This is a genomic window from Burkholderia stagnalis, assembly GCF_902830275.1.
GTDB classification, from domain to species: Bacteria; Pseudomonadota; Gammaproteobacteria; order Burkholderiales; family Burkholderiaceae; genus Burkholderia; species Burkholderia stagnalis.
The window spans coordinates 207968-225404 of sequence record NZ_CADESW010000011.1; the positions used below are offsets into that span (position 1 = coordinate 207968).

The 17437-nt window shown below is 68.3% G+C and carries 14 protein-coding genes; 4 read left to right on the forward strand and 10 right to left on the reverse strand.

Annotated features, from left to right (window positions below; genetic code table 11):
• Positions 1-206: 206 nt before the first annotated feature.
• The 3 genes from HWY45_RS20390 to HWY45_RS20400 all read left to right on the forward strand — a co-directional run bounded on the left by HWY45_RS20390 (position 207) and on the right by HWY45_RS20400 (position 2982).
• Positions 207-902: a hypothetical protein gene (locus HWY45_RS20390; RefSeq protein WP_059884149.1), complete on the forward strand. Its 696-nt coding sequence runs from the start codon at positions 207-209 to the stop codon at positions 900-902.
• Between the two features lie 114 nt (positions 903-1016).
• Complete coding sequence (locus tag HWY45_RS20395; protein WP_059884150.1) at positions 1017-1850, forward strand: arylamine N-acetyltransferase family protein; 834 nt, start codon at positions 1017-1019, stop codon at positions 1848-1850.
• A gap of 547 nt (positions 1851-2397) precedes the next feature.
• Positions 2398-2982 carry a phenolic acid decarboxylase gene (locus HWY45_RS20400; protein ID WP_230942367.1) on the forward strand — a complete coding sequence of 195 codons (585 nt, stop codon included), beginning with the start codon at positions 2398-2400 and terminating at the stop codon, positions 2980-2982.
• A gap of 417 nt (positions 2983-3399) precedes the next feature.
• On the opposite strand, the gene HWY45_RS20405 is transcribed toward HWY45_RS20400, so the two are convergent.
• The 9 genes from HWY45_RS20405 to HWY45_RS20445 form a co-directional block, all read right to left on the reverse strand.
• Entirely contained in the window at positions 3400-8256 is a 4857-nt protein-coding gene (locus HWY45_RS20405) for an NAD-glutamate dehydrogenase (RefSeq protein ID WP_059884152.1), read from the reverse strand.
• Positions 8257-8373: 117 nt separating this feature from the next.
• On the reverse strand, positions 8374-9312 hold the full coding sequence (gene arcC, locus HWY45_RS20410; RefSeq protein ID WP_059884153.1) for a carbamate kinase: 939 nt from the start codon (positions 9310-9312) through the stop codon (positions 8374-8376).
• Between the two features lie 64 nt (positions 9313-9376).
• A complete protein-coding gene (locus tag HWY45_RS20415) occupies positions 9377-10387 on the reverse strand; it encodes an ornithine carbamoyltransferase (RefSeq protein ID WP_059804951.1) in 1011 nt (336 codons plus the stop codon).
• A gap of 51 nt (positions 10388-10438) precedes the next feature.
• On the reverse strand, positions 10439-11695 hold the full coding sequence (arcA, locus tag HWY45_RS20420; protein WP_059804955.1) for an arginine deiminase: 1257 nt from the start codon (positions 11693-11695) through the stop codon (positions 10439-10441).
• 17 nt (positions 11696-11712) lie between these two features.
• A complete protein-coding gene (gene arcD, locus HWY45_RS20425) occupies positions 11713-13167 on the reverse strand; it encodes an arginine-ornithine antiporter (protein ID WP_059804957.1) in 1455 nt (484 codons plus the stop codon).
• 121 nt (positions 13168-13288) lie between these two features.
• On the reverse strand, positions 13289-13621 hold the full coding sequence (locus HWY45_RS37325) for an RNA recognition motif domain-containing protein (protein WP_059884154.1): 333 nt from the start codon (positions 13619-13621) through the stop codon (positions 13289-13291).
• A gap of 402 nt (positions 13622-14023) precedes the next feature.
• The gene (locus HWY45_RS20435) at positions 14024-14212 is read right to left on the reverse strand and encodes a 4-oxalocrotonate tautomerase (protein WP_059562869.1); all 189 of its coding nucleotides are present in this window, start codon (positions 14210-14212) and stop codon (positions 14024-14026) included.
• A 32-nt stretch (positions 14213-14244) separates the two neighbouring features.
• Complete coding sequence (locus HWY45_RS20440) at positions 14245-15021, reverse strand: class II aldolase/adducin family protein (RefSeq protein WP_059884184.1); 777 nt, start codon at positions 15019-15021, stop codon at positions 14245-14247.
• Entirely contained in the window at positions 14996-15892 is an 897-nt protein-coding gene (locus HWY45_RS20445; RefSeq protein ID WP_059884155.1) for an urea transporter, read from the reverse strand. Before HWY45_RS20445 ends, HWY45_RS20440 begins: the two co-directional genes overlap by 26 nt.
• Positions 15893-16019: 127 nt before the next feature.
• Between HWY45_RS20445 and HWY45_RS20450 the strand changes: the two genes are divergently transcribed.
• Entirely contained in the window at positions 16020-16574 is a 555-nt protein-coding gene (locus HWY45_RS20450) for a putative glycolipid-binding domain-containing protein (protein ID WP_059804966.1), read from the forward strand.
• Here HWY45_RS20450 and HWY45_RS20455 read toward each other — a convergent pair.
• On the reverse strand, positions 16535-17434 hold the full coding sequence (locus HWY45_RS20455) for an alpha/beta fold hydrolase (protein WP_059884185.1): 900 nt from the start codon (positions 17432-17434) through the stop codon (positions 16535-16537). The two genes, HWY45_RS20450 and HWY45_RS20455, sit on opposite strands and share 40 nt — an antisense overlap.
• Positions 17435-17437 lie beyond the last annotated feature (3 nt).

Sequence of the window (17437 nt, forward strand, 5' to 3'; positions counted from 1 at the left end):
CGATTGACGCGAAAAAGGAACGAATGATGCGGCGCGCTTGATATCGCGCAGCGGATGCGCATGAATGCGCGGGCCGGCCGGGGATCGCGGCGGAATTGCAAGCGGGCGGGGCGGGCGATTTCGTATCGATGTGTATCAATCGTTGCGGCGGCGCGCGGCGCGCTTCGAAAATGTTCGCCTCATCATTCCGGCACGGAGAACAACACATGAACACGATTCGCGCGACGGGCAAGCGCATCGCCCAGGCGGGCCTCGTTTGCGGTGCGCTGCTGAGCGGCGCCGCGCATGCGCAGCTCGACCTTCAGTCGCTGGGCGCGTCGCTGCTCGGCGGCGGGCAGCAGCAGGCCGCGGCGGCGCCGGCGCAGGGCGCGGTCGCGCAACTGCTGCAGGCGTACGTCGGCGCGAATCAGCAGGTGCTGACCGGGCAGTCGTCGCTCGCGTCGGCGATGGGGCTCACCGGCGCGGCCGGCCAGGCGCAGCAGGCGGCGAGCCTGCTGGGCAGCGGCGGCAACGCGCTGACGCCCGCCGCGCTGTCGCAGATGGGCGGCGCGCAGCAGTCGGTGTCGCAGGCGCTGGGGCAGGCGTTCGCGTCCGGCGGCGGCACGCATGGCCCGGTCGACAAGCAGGCGTTCAGCAACGGCCTCGCGTCGCTCGGCCAGGGGCTCACGCAGTATTCGCAACTGCAGTCGGGGCTCGGCGGCCTCGGCTCGACGAGCCCCGCCGCGCTGCTGCAAGCGGGCCTGAATCCGCAGAACATGCAGGCCGCGTCGTATATCGCGCAAAGCGCGCCGGGCCAGCTCCAGTCGCTCGCGACGACGCTCAGCCAGGCCGTCCAGTTCGCGACGAGCCAGGGCATCTCGGTGCCGTCGGTCGCGTCGTCGGCGCTCAAGCTGCTGCCGTAACGCAGCCGCTTTCGGCGTCCCGCAGGGTGCGGGGTCATCCATTGCGATGACCTTGCACACCCAGGGGATTTCAGCCGGTGCTATCGTGTGGCGTCCTTGCTACCGTGCCGGCTCATGACTCATTCGTTCGACCTCTCCCGTTATTTCGCGCGCATCGGCTACGACGGCCCCGTCGCGCCGACCCTCGACGTGCTGCGCCGCCTTCACCTGCTGCATCCGCAGGCGATTCCGTTCGAAAACCTCACGCCGCTGACCGGCGCGCGCGTCGCGCTGGACCTGCCCGCGCTGGTCGCGAAAGTGCTCGACCGGCGGCGCGGCGGCTACTGCTTCGAGCTGAACAAGCTGTTCTACGCCGCGCTCACGCAGATCGGCTTTCGCGTCACGCCGCTGATCGCGCGGGTGCGCTGGATGCGCGCGCCGGACGAGATCACCGCGCAGACGCACATGCTGCTGCGCGTCGATCTCGACGGCACGGCCTGGTTCGCGGATATCGGCTTCGGCACCGCGACGCTGACCGCGCCGGTGCGTTACGCGCCCGGCGAGCGCCAGCTCACGCCGCACGGCGCGTTTCGCGTGATCGACGCGCCGGCCGACGGCGAGCTCGACATGCAGTGCGAGACGCCGGACGGCTGGCAGACGACCTACCGGTTCTCGCTGAGGCGTGCCGAGTGGATCGATTACGAGGCCGCGAGCTGGTTCACGTCGACGCACCCCGATTCGCTGTTCGTCAACGACCTGATTGCGTGCCGCGTGCTGCCCGATCGCCGCGCGACGATGTTCAACACCGGGTTGACGCTGCGCGATGCGAGCGGGGTGGGGCAGACGGTCACGTTCGACGACGCGGCCGCATGGGGCGCATGCCTGCGCGACACGATCGGCATCGACACGACCGGCTTCGATCTCGACGCGCTGTTCGCGCGGGCGGTGGCGCGCACCATGGCGTCTTGACGGGGGCCGCAAGGCGTGCGGGATCGAATCACGTCCTGCGCACGGCATTTCGGCCGTCGTCGTCCAGCAGATCGGCCATGAAAACGTGGAGATCGCGACGAACGGCCGCCAGGCGATGCACGAATGCGCATCGGGCGGGCATGACCTGATCCCGACCGACGTGAGCATGCCTCACGTCGAAGGCCTGAACAGGCGCATCAGGGGGAAGACGTCGTCGCGGTACTGCACGCATCGCTGTCGATCCGCGAACTACGTCCGACGCTCGACGACGTTCAGGATGGGCTGGGCCGGGCAAGACGCACAAGCTCGAGTCCGGCCTTGCAGCCCTTCAGGATGCGCCGCTCATGAAGCTCTGTAGTTGTCGAGAGCGCGGTCGGTCGGGACGGTGGAGGAACGGGCGCTGGCGCTCTATGCGCAACAAGAGCAACGAGGTCACGGCCGTTCCGGGCCTGCTCGACGGGCTGCTGTTCAAAACAGACACCACGCATGCAATGGCGCTGGAAAACGCACGCCACCGGGGATACGCAAAATCGGACTAGTCCAATTGATGGGCGAAATAATCGCCGGTATTGTTGCGCCTCCATTCCCGTTATCGATGTTCCAAATGATTGACCTTCCAAACTGTCAGCCGAGTCAGGACTTGTCGTCGTTCGTCGGCACGCACTTCATCTATACCTACGCGAATGGCTGGAAATACGAATGGTATGCGCGCAACGAGACGACTTGCGATTACCGCATTCATCACGGGCTCGTGGGCGGCCGCTGGGTCACCGGCCAGCAGGTTGACCTGGTTCAGCTTGCGCCCGACATGTTCAAGGCCGATTGGCACGAGCCGACCGGCACCTGCGTGAGCCTCTACTTCGACACCGCGCGCCGTCTGATTCACGGCACGATCTTTTTCCCGCAATGGATCGCGGGAGAGGGCCAGCACCCCGAAAATACGATCTGCTATCAGAACAATTTCATCGACGACATGCACCGGTTTCGTGACGCGGGCCCTGCGTATCCGTACGTGATCGTCGGCGAATTCGCCGAAATCACGTTGATGGAACAGCGCGGACGCGACAACGACGAAGTGATCGCCTGCGCGCCGGGTCAGCTTCCGGGCGGCTATCTGGACAGAACCGGCTGACAGCGCACGGACAGGCCATCACGGCACCACGCCGGGCCGTTCCTCGCCGGGTTCGCCTCGGCGATCGGCAGGGCCACGCGAAACGTCGCGCCGTGGCCCGCCCGGCCTTCTACTTCTTCCATGACAATGTCGCCGCGGCGCTCGGCCATGCGGCAATCCGAGGTCGGCGGCGCGACATGGCACGCGGTTCGAAACTCGAACGCGGCGCGCATGCGGCAACGACGTCGCAAGTTGTGCCTGTTGCCGCGCGGATTGGCTGGACCCTTCGGCTAGAGGCACTCCCGCCTGCCGTCCCACCTCGGAACGACGGCTCGGCTTCCTCGACGCGGCCGTCCCCGGCCGCGCACCGGTACCTCTCTCCCCTGGCGTACGCGAGGTTGACGGGCGGCGGCGTGCGCCGCCTGCGTCTCGCATCCGTCACGCCCGTTCCAGCACCGCCATCTCCCGCACGATCACGAGCAGCACCGACAGGCTCGCGCCACCGGTCGCACGCAAATCCGCGAGCAGCTGCGCATAGCGTTCGAGCGCGGCTTCGCGCCGCCCGCGCCACGCGTCGACGATCGTCTCCGGCGTGGCCGAGTCGGCCGCTTCGGCAAGCGCGCTCGTCGTCAGCGTGCGCTTCAGGCGCGCGACTTCCGCGAGCGCCGCCGCGCGCGCCATCATGTCCCAGTGCGTGGGTGTCGGCAGTGCGGCCGCGCGTTCGCTGATCCAGCCGTAGTTGAGCTGCGTGCCGAGCGCGAAGTACACGCCCGCGACGTGCTCGAGGCTGCGATTGCAGGTCGCGGCCACCTCGGCGATGTCGAGCAGCGCGGCCGAGATGTCGCCGCTCGCGACCCGCGCCGCGAGCGCGCTGTCGACGCCGGCCTCGGTCAGCGCGCGCTGCCGCTCGGACAGCGCGTCGAGATCGGCGGCCGGCAGCAGCGACGGCAGCTGCGGCGCGAGCCGCTCGGCGGCGTCGCGGCAGCGCGCGAGCAGCTCGCCGACGCCGCCGTCGCCGACCGCGCCCGCCTGCAGGTGCCGCAGGAACCACAGCGCCGCGCGTTCGAGCAGCCGCGCGACATCGACGAACATGCGCGCCTGCACGTCGTCGGCCACTCGGTTGTCGAGCGCGTCGATGTCGCGCCACACCGCATCGAGATCGAACACGTCGCGCGCCATGATGCACGCGCGCACGATGTCGCCGGGCTTCGCGTCGGTCTCCTCCATCAGCCGGTGCACGAACGCGCAGCCGACCCGGTTCACGAGCCCGTTGGTCAGGTGCGTGGCGAGGATCTCGCGGCGCAGCGGATGGCGGCGCATCGGTTCGCTGAAGCGCTGTTGCAGCGGCTTCGGGAAATAGTCGACCAGCATTCCGGCGACCAGCGGGTCTTCCGGCACGTCCGATTCGAGCAGCGCGTCGTACAGCCACATCTTGCTGTACGCGAGCAGCACCGCGCGTTCCGGCGACGTGAGGCCGAGCCTGGCGGCCTGCCGCTCGGCGATCTCGTCGTCGGTCGGCAGGAACTCGATCACGCGGTTCAGGCGCCCCGCGCGCTCGAGCCAGCGCATCAGGCGCGCTTCCGCATCGAGCAGCTCGACCGTATAGCGGCCCGCGATCGACAGCGCCTGGGTCTGGTAGTAGTTGTCGCGCAGCACGAGCAGCCCGACCTCGTCGGTCATCTCCGCGAGCAGCGCGTTGCGCTGCTTCTCGGTCATCTCGCCGTCCGACACCACCAGCCCGAGCAGGATCTTGATGTTGACTTCGTGATCCGAACAATCGACGCCGGCCGAGTTGTCGATCGCGTCGGTGTTGATGCGCCCGCCGTGCTGCGCGAACTCGATGCGCCCGAACTGCGTGAAGCCGAGGTTGCCGCCTTCGCCGATCACCTTGCAGCGCAACTCTGCGCCGTTCACGCGCACCGCGTCGTTCGCGCGGTCGCCCACCTGCGCGTTGGTCTCGCGGGCCGCCTTCACGTAGGTGCCGATGCCGCCGTTGTACAGCAGGTCGACCGGCGCCTGCAGGATCGCGCGGATCAGCTCGTTCGGCGCGAGCGTGGCCGCATCGATGCCGAGCGCGGCCTGCACCGCGGCCGACAGCGGGATCGTCTTCGCGGTGCGCGGATACACGCCGCCGCCCGCCGAGATGACTGCCGAGTCATAGTCGGCCCAGCTCGAGCGCTCGAGTGCGAACAGCCGCGCGCGCTCCGCGAAGCTCGCGGCCGGATCGGGATTCGGATCGAGGAACACGTGCCGGTGGTCGAACGCCGCGACCAGCCGGATGTGCGGCGACAGCAGCATGCCGTTGCCGAACACGTCGCCCGACATGTCGCCGACGCCGACCACCGTGAAGTCCGTCGTCTGCGTATCGACGCCCATCTCGCGGAAGTGGCGCTTCACCGATTCCCACGCGCCGCGCGCGGTGATCGCCATCTTCTTGTGGTCGTAGCCGACCGAGCCGCCGGACGCGAACGCGTCGTCGAGCCAGAAGCCGTATGCGTGCGAGATCGCGTTTGCGTAGTCGGAGAAGGTGGCCGTGCCCTTGTCGGCCGCGACGACCAGGTACGGATCGTCCGGGTCGTGCCGCACGACGTCCGGCGGCGGCACGATCGCGTTGCCGGCGAGGTTGTCGGTCAGGTCGAGCAGCCCGCGCAGGAACGTCTGGTAGCACGCGATGCCTTCGCGCATCCACGCTTCGCGATCGCTCGGCGGCGGCGGGTTCTTCACGACGAAGCCGCCTTTCGAGCCGACCGGCACGATCACGACGTTCTTCACCATCTGCGCCTTCATCAGGCCGAGCACCTCGGTGCGGAAATCCTCGCGGCGGTCGGACCAGCGCAGCCCGCCGCGCGCGACGCGTCCGCCGCGCAGGTGCACGCCCTCGACGCGCGGCGAGTACACCCAGATCTCGAACATCGGCTTCGGCTCGGGCAGCCCGGGCACCTTCGCGGGATTGAACTTGAACGACAGGTACGGCTTCGGTTCGCCGTGCCCGTCGTGCTGATCGTGTTGATCGTGCTGGTAGTAGTTCGTGCGTTCCGTCGCATTGATCACGCCGAGGAACTGCCGCAGGATGCGGTCCTCGTCGAGGTTCGGCACCTGGTCGAGCGCGCTCTCGATCGCCTTCAGCAGCCGCTCGGCCTGCGCGTCGCGCGTGTCGCCGGTGCGCGGGTCGAAGCGTACGACGAACAGGTCGACGAGTTGCCGCGCGATCGCCGGATTGCCGGTCAGCGCGCGCTCGATGTACGCGTCGCTGAACGTCGAGCCGACCTGCCGCAGGTATTTCGCGTATGCGCGCAGGATCGTGACCTCGCGCGCGCTCAGGTGCGCGCGCAGCACGAGCCGGTTGAAATCGTCGTTCTCGATGCGGCCGCCCCAGATCTGGTCGAATGCGTCTTCGAACAGCCCCTTCACGCGTTCGATGTCGAATTCCGTGTCGTCCACGAGCTCGAGCCCGAAATCGTGCACCCACGCGGGCGCGGCGTCCTGCGTCTGGATCCGGTACGGCCGCTCCTCGTCGACGCGCACGCCGAGATGCTCGAGCATCGGCAGGCTGCGCGACAGCGCGATCGGATCGCCGGAACGATAGACCTTGAAGCGGAACGCGCGCGCGTCGGCCTCGATCGGCCGGTACAGGTTCATCGCGAGGCGTTCGGTGCCTTTCACGCGCTCGATCAGCTCGATGTCGCGCACCGCGGTGCGCGCCGGGTAGTCGTCGCGGTAGCCGGCCGGAAACGAATCCGCGTAGCGCTGCAGCAGGCGGTTGCCTTGCTCCTCGCCGAACGCGTCGAGCAGTGCGTCGGACAGGTCGTCCTGCCAGCGGCGCGTGACCTGCACGAGCCGCGTTTCGAGCTCGCGCGTGTCGACGTCGGGCATCGTGCCCGGCTCCGCATGGACGACGAAATGAATCCGCGCGATCGCGGATTCCGACAGCAGCGGCGTGAACTCGACGTTGACGCCCTTGAACGCGTCGACCAGCAGGCGCGCGATGCGCCGCCGCAGGTCGGTGGTGTACTTGTCGCGCGGCACGTAGACGAGGCACGACACGAAGCGGTCGAAGCGGTCGCGCCGCACGAACAGGCGCGTGCGCTGGTGCTCCTGCAGGCGCAGCACGCCGAGCGCGATGTCGTACAGCTGGTCTTCGTCGGCCTGGAACAGCTCGTCGCGCGGGTAGGTTTCGAGCACGGTCACGAGCGACTTGCCGAGATGGCCCTTCGGCAAGAAGCCCGCGCGCCGCACGATGTTCGCGCATTTGCGGCGCACGATCGGGATTTCCGAGCAGGACACGGAGTAGGCGGTCGACGTGTACAGCCCGATGAAGCGCCGCTCGCCGCTGACCTTGCCGTCGGGGCCGACCAGCTTGACGCCGACATAGTCGAGATAGCCGGGCCGGTGCACGGTCGCGCGCGAGTTCGCCTTGGTCAGGAAGATCGGCCAGCTGCCGTGGATGATCTCCGCGGCGGCGGGCGGCAGCGGCGTCAGGTCCGGCGTGCCCGGCGCGCGCAGCGTTTCGCGCAGGAGGCCGAAGCCCGTGCCTTCGACGCCGCGCAGCGCGAAGCCCGAGCCGTGCGACACGAGTGCGTAGTCGCGCTGCCCGAGGAACGTGAAATGGTCGGCCACCATCCATTCGAGGAACGCGCGCGCCTCGATGTCCTCGGCGGTGGTCTCGCGCCCCTTCAGGTCCTTGATCGTGCTGCGCGCGATGTCGACGATCTTCGGCCAGTCCTCGACCGACGCGCGCACGTCGCCGAGCACCCGCGCGATGTCGTTGCGCAATGTGTCGAGCGTCGCGGCGTCGCAGCGATCGACCTCGAAGTGGATGAACGACGTGAGCTGCGAGTGCGTGTCGTCGGTCGCGGCGCCGCCCACGTCGACGCGCTCGATGCCGCCGTGCTTGCCGCGCCAGATGCGGAACACGGGGTGCATGCCGGAATGCAGCGCGAGGCCGAGACGGTTGACGGCCATCGTCACCGAATCGACGAGGAACGGCATGTCGTCGTTGACGATCTCGATCACCGTGTGATCGGAGTGCCAGCCGTGCTGCTCGAGGATCGGGTTGTAGACGCGCAGCCGCTCGCTGCCGGGGACGAATTTCTGTGCGGTCTGCCAGTGCGCCATCGCGGCGCCGTAGAGGTCGGCGATGCCGCGGCTTTGCAGGTCGTCGGCATCGGCGAAATCGTAGTAATGGCGGAGGAAAGGTTCGACGATCTGGAACGCGGCTTCGGGCAATCGCCCGCGCGCGAATTCGACGACATCGGAGAGCAGGTGTGCGACGACTTCTTCGTTCTTCGCTTCCATGGCGCGTTCTCCTCGTCGGGTGGCCATCGACTGCATCGTCAGTGGGCCATTATGCGCCGAATGCGCGGCAAAGCGATGTGCGGGTGCACAACGCCGCGTCCGCGCCGCGTGCTTCCGCTATTGCGGTTTCCTGCAACGGATGCCGTCCACCTGCATGCTGACGCGGGTGCCCGCCCGGCCCGCGGCGATCGCGGCGATGTCGGCGAGCGAGCCGATCGCCGCGTCACGCCCCGTCTGCCGCGCGAATTCGATCGCGGCCTGCACCTTCGGCCCCATCGAGCCGGCCGCGAAGCCGAGCCGTTCGAGCGCGTCCGGATGTGCGGCTTCGATCAGCGCCTGCGTCGGCTGGCGCCAGTCGCGGTACACGCCGTCGACGTCGGTCACGATCAGCAGCAAGTCCGCGTGCAATTCGCGCGCCAGCAGCGACGCGCACAGATCCTTGTCGATCACGGCTTCGACGCCCGCGAGCTTGCCGTTCGCGTCGTAGCGCGTCGGGATGCCGCCGCCGCCCGCGCAGATCACGATCGCGCCTTTTTCGAGCAGCCATTTGATCGGACGAATCTCGAAGACGCGGCGCGGTCGCGGGCTCGGCACGACCCGGCGGAACGCGTCGCCGTCGGGCGCGATGCGCCAGCCCTTTTCCTGCGCGAGCCGTTCGGCCTCGTCGCGCGAATAGACGGGGCCGATCGGCTTGGTCGGCCGCTCGAATGCCGGATCGGCCGGATCCACCTCGACTTGCGTCAGCAGCGTGGCGAACGGCGCGTCGGCGGGCAGCAGGTTGCCGAGCTCCTGCTCGATCAGGTAGCCGATCATCCCTTCCGTTTGCGCGCCGAGCACGTCGAGCGGGTAGGGCTCGACCGGCGCGTAGGCCGCGCCCTGCAGCGCGAGCAGCCCGACCTGCGGCCCGTTGCCGTGCGCGATCACGAGTTCGTTGCCGGGGGCGATCCGGGCGATCTCGGCGACCGCGGTCTTCACGTTCTGCCGCTGCTGGGCCTCGGTCATCGGCTGATTGCGCTGCAAGAGCGCGTTGCCGCCCAATGCGATGACGATACGCATCGTGTTTCTCCTTGAAAGTGCGGACGGCGCTGCGCCGCGCCATCCGGTTGCGCGCGCCGGCGCGTCAGATACCGCCGAGCGTCGATACGAGCACGGCCTTGATCGTATGCATGCGGTTTTCGGCCTGTTCGAACGCGATGCAGCGCGGCGATTCGAATACCTCGTCGGTGACTTCGATGCCGTCCTTCAGATGCGGATAGCGTTCGGCGATCTGCCTGCCGACCTTCGTGTCGCTGTTGTGGAAGGCCGGCAGGCAGTGCATGAAGCGCGTGCGCGGATTGCCCGTCGATTCGATCAGCGTGCGGTTGACCTGATACGGCAGCAGCGCGTCGATCCGCTCGTCCCATGCTTCGACGGGTTCGCCCATCGACACCCACACGTCGGTGTGAATGAAGTCGACGTTGCTGACCGCCGCGTGCGGATCCTCGGTCAACAGGATCCGTGCGCCGCTTTCGGCCGCGAACGCCTCGCATTGCGCGATCAGGTCCGCGGCGGGCCACAGCGACTTCGGCGCGCCGATCCGCACGTCCATCCCGAGCTTCGCGCCGATCAGCAGCAGCGAGTTGCCCATGTTGTTGCGGGCGTCGCCGAGATACGCGTAGCTGATGTCGTGCAGCGGCTTGTCGCTGTGTTCGCGCATCGTCATCACGTCGGCGAGCATCTGCGTCGGATGGTATTCGTCGGTGAGCCCGTTGAAGACGGGCACGCCCGCATGGCGCGCCAGGTCCTCGACGATCTCCTGGCTGAAGCCGCGATACTCGATCGCGTCGTACATCCGGCCCAGCACGCGCGCCGTGTCCTTCATGCTTTCCTTGTGACCGATCTGCGACGACGTCGGATCGATATACGTGACGTTGGCGCCCTGGTCGTACGCGGCGACCTCGAACGCGCAGCGCGTGCGGGTCGAGGTCTTTTCGAAGATGAGCGCGATGTTCTTGCGCATCAGGCGCGGCTGCTCGGTGCCGCTGTACTTCGCGCGCTTCAGGTCGCGGGCGAGATCGAGCAGGTAGCGCAGCTCGCGTGCGTTGTGGTGCATCAGGCTCAGCAGATTGCGGTTGTGCAGGTTGAAGCTCATCGGGCATCTCCGTGAAAAATCGGGGGGTAGCGTCGCGGTGCGTGCGCCGTTTCAGAAATCGACCGGATCGCGCAGGACCGGGCAGGTCATGCAGTGGCCGCCGCCGCGGCCGCGGCCAAGCTCGCTGGAGCCGATCGTGATCACCTCGACCCCCGCCTTGCGCAGCAGCGTGTTCGTATAGGTATTGCGGTCGTACCCGACGACGGTGCCCGGTTCGAGGCAGATCATGTTGTTGCCGTCATCCCATTGCTCGCGCTCGGCCGCGAAATCGTTGCCGCCCGTCTCGACGACGCGCAGCGCCTTCAGCCCCAGCGCCTGCGCGACGACGTCGACGAACGGCTTGTCCTCCCGCTCGATGTCGATGCCGTTGCGGCTGTCGCCGCGCGGGCGCAGCGTGAACGGCACGATCCGGTTCACGACGTCGGGGAACACGGTCACGAGGTCGCGGTCGCAGAAACTGAACACGGTGTCGAGATGCATCGACGCGCGCGCGTTCGGCAGGCCGGCGACGATCACGCGCTCGGCCGCGCCCTTCGCGAACAGCGACTGCGCGAGCTGGCCGATCGCCTGGTGCGTCGTGCGTTCGCCCATCCCGACCAGCACGACGCCGCGGCCGACCGGCATCACGTCGCCGCCTTCGAGCGTGGCCATCCCGTGGCCGCGGTCGGGATCGCCGTACCAGATGTCGAAGGTCTCGTCGGCGAACTGCGGATGGAACTTGTAGATCGCGGCGACGAGCAGCGTTTCCTGCCGGCGGGCAGGCCAGTGCATCGGGTTCAGCGTGACGCCGCCGTAGATCCAGCACGACGTGTCGCGCGTGAACATCATGTTCGGCAGCGGCGGCAGCACGAACGACGACCGCCCGAGGTAGTCGAGAAGCAGCGCGAGCGCCTTCGACTGCCCGCCGCCCGCGAGGTCGCTCGCGGCGACGCCGCCGATCAGGAACTCGGCGAGCGTGCGCGGCGCGAGGCTGTCGAGCCACGCGCGCACGTCGTCGGCGAGACCGATGCCGACGGTGTCGGGCGTGATCTTGCGGTCGAGGATCCACTTGCGCGCGGCCGGGTTGGCGACGGTGTCGGTCAGCAGGTTGTGCATCTCGAGCACGTCGACGCCGCGTTCGCGCATCTTCGACACGAAGTCGAAGTGGTCGCGCTTGGCCTGGTTCACCCACATCACGTCGTCGAACAGCAGTTCGTCGCAATTGCTGGGCGTGAGGCGATGATGGGCGAGCCCGGGCGAGCAGACGATCACCTTGCGCAGCTTGCCGACTTCGGAGTGGACACCGACTTGAGGAATGGCGTGAGTCATGTTCGTTACCTCTTCGATCAAAGGGAGATGAGCCCGCTATGGAGCGCGTAGGCGGCGAGAACGGCGGCGGCCGCGGCCGCCGCGAAAACGAGTTTTTCGGCGGTGGTGAACACCGGCTTGCCGAGTTCGCGCTTCGCTTTCGCGAAGAACAGCGCGCCCGGTACGTAGAGCAGGGCGGACAGCAGCAGGTACTTGACGCCCGCCGCGTACAGCAGCCACACCGCGTAAGTCACCGCGAGCGCGGCGATGCAGCCGTCCTTGCGGCGCGCGCGGGCGTCGTTCCCGTAGGTCTCGCCGCGCACGGCGAGCAGGAGCGCGTAGGCGGCCGACCAGAAGTACGGGATCAGGATCATCGACGTCGCGAGATAGATCAGCGACAGATAGGTGCCCTGCGCGAACAGCGTGATGACCAGGAACACCTGGACCATCGCGTTCGTGAGCCACAGCGCGTTGGCCGGCACATGGTTCGCGTTCTCCTTGCGCAGGAACGCGGGCATCGTGTGGTCCTTCGCGGCCGAGAACAGGATCTCCGCGCACAGCAGCACCCACGACAGCAGCGCGCCGACGAGCGACACCACGAGGCCGACGCTGATGACGACGGCGCCCCAATGGCCGACGACGTGCTCGAGCACGGCGGCCATCGACGGGTTCTGAAGCTTCGCGAGCTGCGGCTGCGTCATGATGCCGAGCGACAGCACGTTGACGAGCACGAGCGCGAGCAGCACGCCGACGAAACCGATCACGGTCGCGCGGCCGACGTCGCTGCGCTTTTCCGCGCGCGCCGAGTAGATGCTGGCACCTTCGATGCCGATGAACACCCAGACGGTCGCGAGCATCATGTTGCGGACCTGGTTCGTCACCGAGCCGAGCGACGGGTTCGCGTGGCCCCAGATGTCGGCCCGGAACACGTCGAGCCGGAACGCGAAGAAGCCGACCAGGATGAACACCACGAGCGGGACGATCTTCGCGACGGTCGTGACGAGATTGACGAACGCCGCCTCCTTGATGCCGCGCAGCACGAGGAAATGCACGGCCCACAGGAGCACCGACGCGGCCACGATTGCGGCGCGCGTGTTGCCTTCGCCGAATACCGGGAAGAAGTAGCCGAGCGTCGAGAAGAGCAGCACGAAGTAGCCGACGTTGCCGACCCACGCGCTGATCCAGTAGCCCCACGCGGACGAGAAGCCCATGTAGTCGCCGAAGCCGGCCTGCGCGTACGCGTAGACGCCGCCGTCGAGCCGGGGTTTGCGGTTCGCGAGCGTCTGGAACACGAACGCGAGCGCGAGCATGCCGACCGCGGTGATCCCCCAGCCGATCAGGATCGCGCCGGCGTCGGCGGCGGCGGCCATGTTCTGCGGCAGCGAGAAGATGCCGCCGCCGATCATCGAGCCGACGACGAGGGCGGTCAGCGCGCCAAGCTGCAGCTTGTGCGTGGCCGGTTGCGCTGCATCGGTTTGAATCAGTTCAGCCATGAGGTTTCCTTGCAGTTGAGGGTGCGCGAAATCGCGGCGCGCACGGGGCCGTCGCGCGTCCGCCGGGGCGGAAAGCGCGGGGGCTGTGGCTTGCTGTTTGCTTGCTGCCGGGGGCCGGCGGTTATCGGCGCAGCGTCGTCGTCGATCGTTCGGGCGGTTGTCCGCTCCGGCCTTCCCGTTGACGCCGGGCGTCGGCGGCGTCGCTGCGGTCCCAGAACGCAAAGAGCCAGATGCCGATCCGGCGCCGCTGCCAGTACATGCCGTTCAGGCGCCGCCGGATTTCCGCGAGCGCACCCCGGTTGGCGCCTTCGACGTCGATCAGTGCGCCGGGCCTCGGGCCCGCTTGCCCGATGAGCCGGATGTGCGTGAAGGTTTCCCCGGTGTACTTGCAGAGAAAGTCCCGAAGCTCGTTCGGCGTGGTTTCCGGATTGATGTTGTCAACGAGAATTCTCATTGCCACTCCCGGATTTCTGCCTGAAGACGAATTGAATCGATTTCGATCATTGAATGGGAGATTGAAGGCCGGAAAGTCGAAATGAAAATCGCGTGTGGACCAATGGCGTGGTGGATGGCGGGCTGTCGGGCCGTTTTTCCTCTTTATCCTTATTCTGAATTGAATGAATAAGCGATATTTCGATGCAATTGTGCGCCGGGCGTCGATATCGATTTTGATCGATGTCAATCGGCAATTTCCGGGGTAAAGGGTGCGGCGTTTGGTAGCAAAGACGCCAGCCGGCGCGTCATGCGTCGGCTGGCTTGCGGATGGGGAGGGGAAGCGAGGGAGAGCAGGCGGGCGGATCAGGGACGCGATGCGTCCCGTCCAGTGGGGCAGGTTCGATCGGGTTGCGTCAGCGGCTCATTCGCGCTCGCTCCACAGCGTCCCGCCGGTCGCCCAGTTTTCCTTCTTCACGTCGGTGAGGATGATGTCCACCGAACCCGGCTCGCAGCCGAGCGTTTCGCACGTGACCCGCGTGATCGCCTCGACGAACCGGCGCTTCTGCTCGACGGTGCGGCCTTCGAACAGCTGGATATTGAAAGTCGGCATGACACATTCTCCGTAGATGGATTCAAGGAAACTCAATCGCGATACGACCGATCGATCCGGTCGAGCCGGCGCAGCAGCGCAGGCCATTCCAGCTCGCCCTCGATCGCGCAGCCATCGCGCAACTGCTCGGCCGTGCGGGCGGCGACGGCCGGCTCGGGCAGCACGAGCGGCCCGCCGCTCGACTGCGCGCGCACCTGGATGTCGCACGCCTTGATCAGCGTATCCATCAGCACATAGGCCTCGGCGACCGTGCGGCCGACCGTCAGCGTGCCGTGGTTGCGCAGCAGCATCGCGGATTTCGTGCCGAGACTCGCGGTCAGCCGCGCGCCTTCGGCCGGCGAGAACGCGAGCGCCTCGTAGTCGTGATACGCGAGATCGCCGTGAAAGCGCAGCGCATGCTGCGACGCGGGCAGCAGCCCGTCGCGCTGGATCGACACCGCGATGCCGGCCGTATTGTGCAGGTGCATCACGCACACCGCGTCGGGCCGCGCCGCATGCACGGCCGCGTGCAGCGCGAAGCCGGTCACGTTGACCGCGTGTTCGCCGTCGCCGATCCGGTGGCCGGCGAGGTCGATCTTCACGAGGTTCGATGCGCACACCTCGTCGAACGTCAGCCCGAACGGATTGATCAGGAAGTGGCCGGGCGCGCCCGGCACGGTCGCGGACAGGTGCGTGTAGATCAGGTCGTCCCAGCCGTTCAGCGCGACGAGCCGGTAGGCGGCGGCGAGATCGACGCGCAGCCGGCGTTCGGCGTCCGAGATCGGGCCGCCCGGTTTCACGGCGTCAGGACGGTGAGCGAATGACGACATCGGCATCTCCCAGGGTGAAGCGGCGCACGGCCCACACCGTGCCCCACGACGCGAGCACGAACGGCAAGGTCAGCACCGTGATGCCCGCGCGCATCGCGAGCGCCTGCAGCAGCGCGGCGAGCACCGCGGCCGCACACGCGGCACGCGCGCCGCGCGGCATCAGCGCGATCGCGGCGAGCGCGCCGTTGAAGCCGAGCAGGCCGTCGGCAAAGGCCGCGGCGCCGGCGCCGAGCGCGAGCAGCAGCGCGGTCGACACGAGCGCGCCGCCGAGCGCATACGCGGCCGCGCGGCGCGAGGCGGCCGCGAGGCCGGCCACCATCAGCGCGCCCGCGCACGCACCTTGCGCGAAGGTGGTTTGCGCGACGCCGGCGAGCAGCGCCGGGCCGAACGCGGGCAGCGACGGCGCCATCGCCGCGGCACCTGCCTCCGCGGCGTGCTGCGCCGCGACAAACGGCAGCCACAGCGCGGTAACGGCCAGGCACGGGCTCGAATACGGGCATTGTCGCGCCTTCTCGAGCGGCCGGCGCAGCGCGCGCTGCACGAGCGCTGCGCCGATCGCGGCGAGCGGCGCGAGCGCGACCGCCGTGAGCGTCGGCGGCGCAAACGTGACGGCGGCCAGCGCGGCGAGCGCGCCGTTGAACCCGAGCAGCCCTTGCTCGACGTCGCGGCGTGCGGCGCCCGTCAACACCGCGCACATGTTGGCCGCCGCCGCGCCGAGCAGCGCCGCGCACGCCAGCCGCGCATCGGTCAGCGCCAGCGCGGCGAGCAGCAGCGCGCCGGTCAGTGCGTTCGCCTGCAGCACGATCTGGCCGATGCTGCGCAGCAGGATGCGCAGGTCGATCGGCGGCGAGGCGGGTTGGGCGATAGGCATGACGGCGGCGAGACAGGACGAGCCGCGAGGATAGGGCAGATCGCGATGCACCGGAATAGTGAATGTTGGATACCCGGAATTTGTGCGACGATGCCCGGCATTCGACAACAACGAAGGAGGCAGGACGATGCGTGAAGTGCGTTGGGCGTCGCTGGAAGGCGACGGCATCGAACATCTGACGTTCGAGCGCGGCGACGGCGGGATCGTCGTGGAGAGCGCCGTGGTCGGCCAGCGGTACGGCAAGGCTTACGGGCTTGCATACCGGGTGGAGTGCGACGCGCAGTGGCGCGCGACCTATGCGGTGCTCAAGGTGATGGGCGGCGGCACGCTCGAACTGCACGGCGACGGCCTCGGTCACTGGCGCGACGGCGCGGGGCAGGCGCTGCCCGATCTGGACGGCTGCGTCGACATCGACATCGCGGCCACCCCGTACACGAATTCGCTGCCGATCGGCCGCCTCGGGCTCGCGCGCGGCGAGCGGCGGCCGATCGACGTCGTCTATGTGTCGACGCCCGACCTGAAGGTGTCGCGGGTCCAGCAGGCATACGTGTGCATCGAACCGGGCCGGCGCTACCGCTACGAAGGCATCTTCCGGGATTTCACCGCCGAGATGGAGATCGACGACGACGGCCTCGTGATCGACTACGAGACGTTGTTCAGGCGCCTGCCGGCGCTCGGCTGAGCGGGCAGCGCCGTGTTCTTCTCGTGCGCGGCCGCGAAGCGGTCGATCCGCGACGCGATCAGGTCGGGGTCGCGCAGCACGATCCAGTGCGCGCCGGCGATTTCCTCGCGCACGTGTTCGCCGAGCCAGCGCTCGAGGCCGACCGTCATCTCCGGCGTCACGTAGCGGTCGCGCACCGGCACGAGGATCTGCACCGGCGCCTGCGCGTGACGCTCGCGCGGCCGCCGGGCGCGCGCGACGAAGTTGGCGCGATACAGCTTCATCCCGTTCAGCGCGTTCTTCAACTGCGCGGGATCGGGCTCGGGGCGGATCCGCTCGGTGAGCTGCAGCCAGCGCGGCCACAGTGCGGCGCCGCCGAGCCGCCAGACCAGCGACGGCACGAGCGGCAGGTGGAAGAACGCGATGTACCACGACTTCAGGCTCTGCCTGAGCCGCAGCTTCGCGCGGAACACGTGGTCGAGGCAGGGCCCCGAGATCGACGTGTACGACGCGATGCGGCCGCGCCACGCCGGGTCGGTCACCGCCTCCCAGCACTGGATCGAACCCCAGTCGTGGCCGACGAGATGGAACGGCCGCTCGCCGCAGGTTGCGTCGGCGACGGCCTTCAGGTCCAACGCCAGCCGCGCGAGCGTGTAGTCGGCGCGGCGCCGCGGCGCATCGGACGCGCCCGCGCCGCGCACGTCGTACGCGATCACGCGGTAGCGCCTGGCGAGCCGCGCGCGAATTGGCGCCCACACCGCGGCCGAATCCGGGTAGCCGTGCACGAGGATCACGGGCGGCGCGCGGCGCGGCCCGCTCACGTAGACGGCGAGCTTCACGTCGCCGGACTGGACGGTCAGCATCTCGCTGGCGCGCGTCATCGC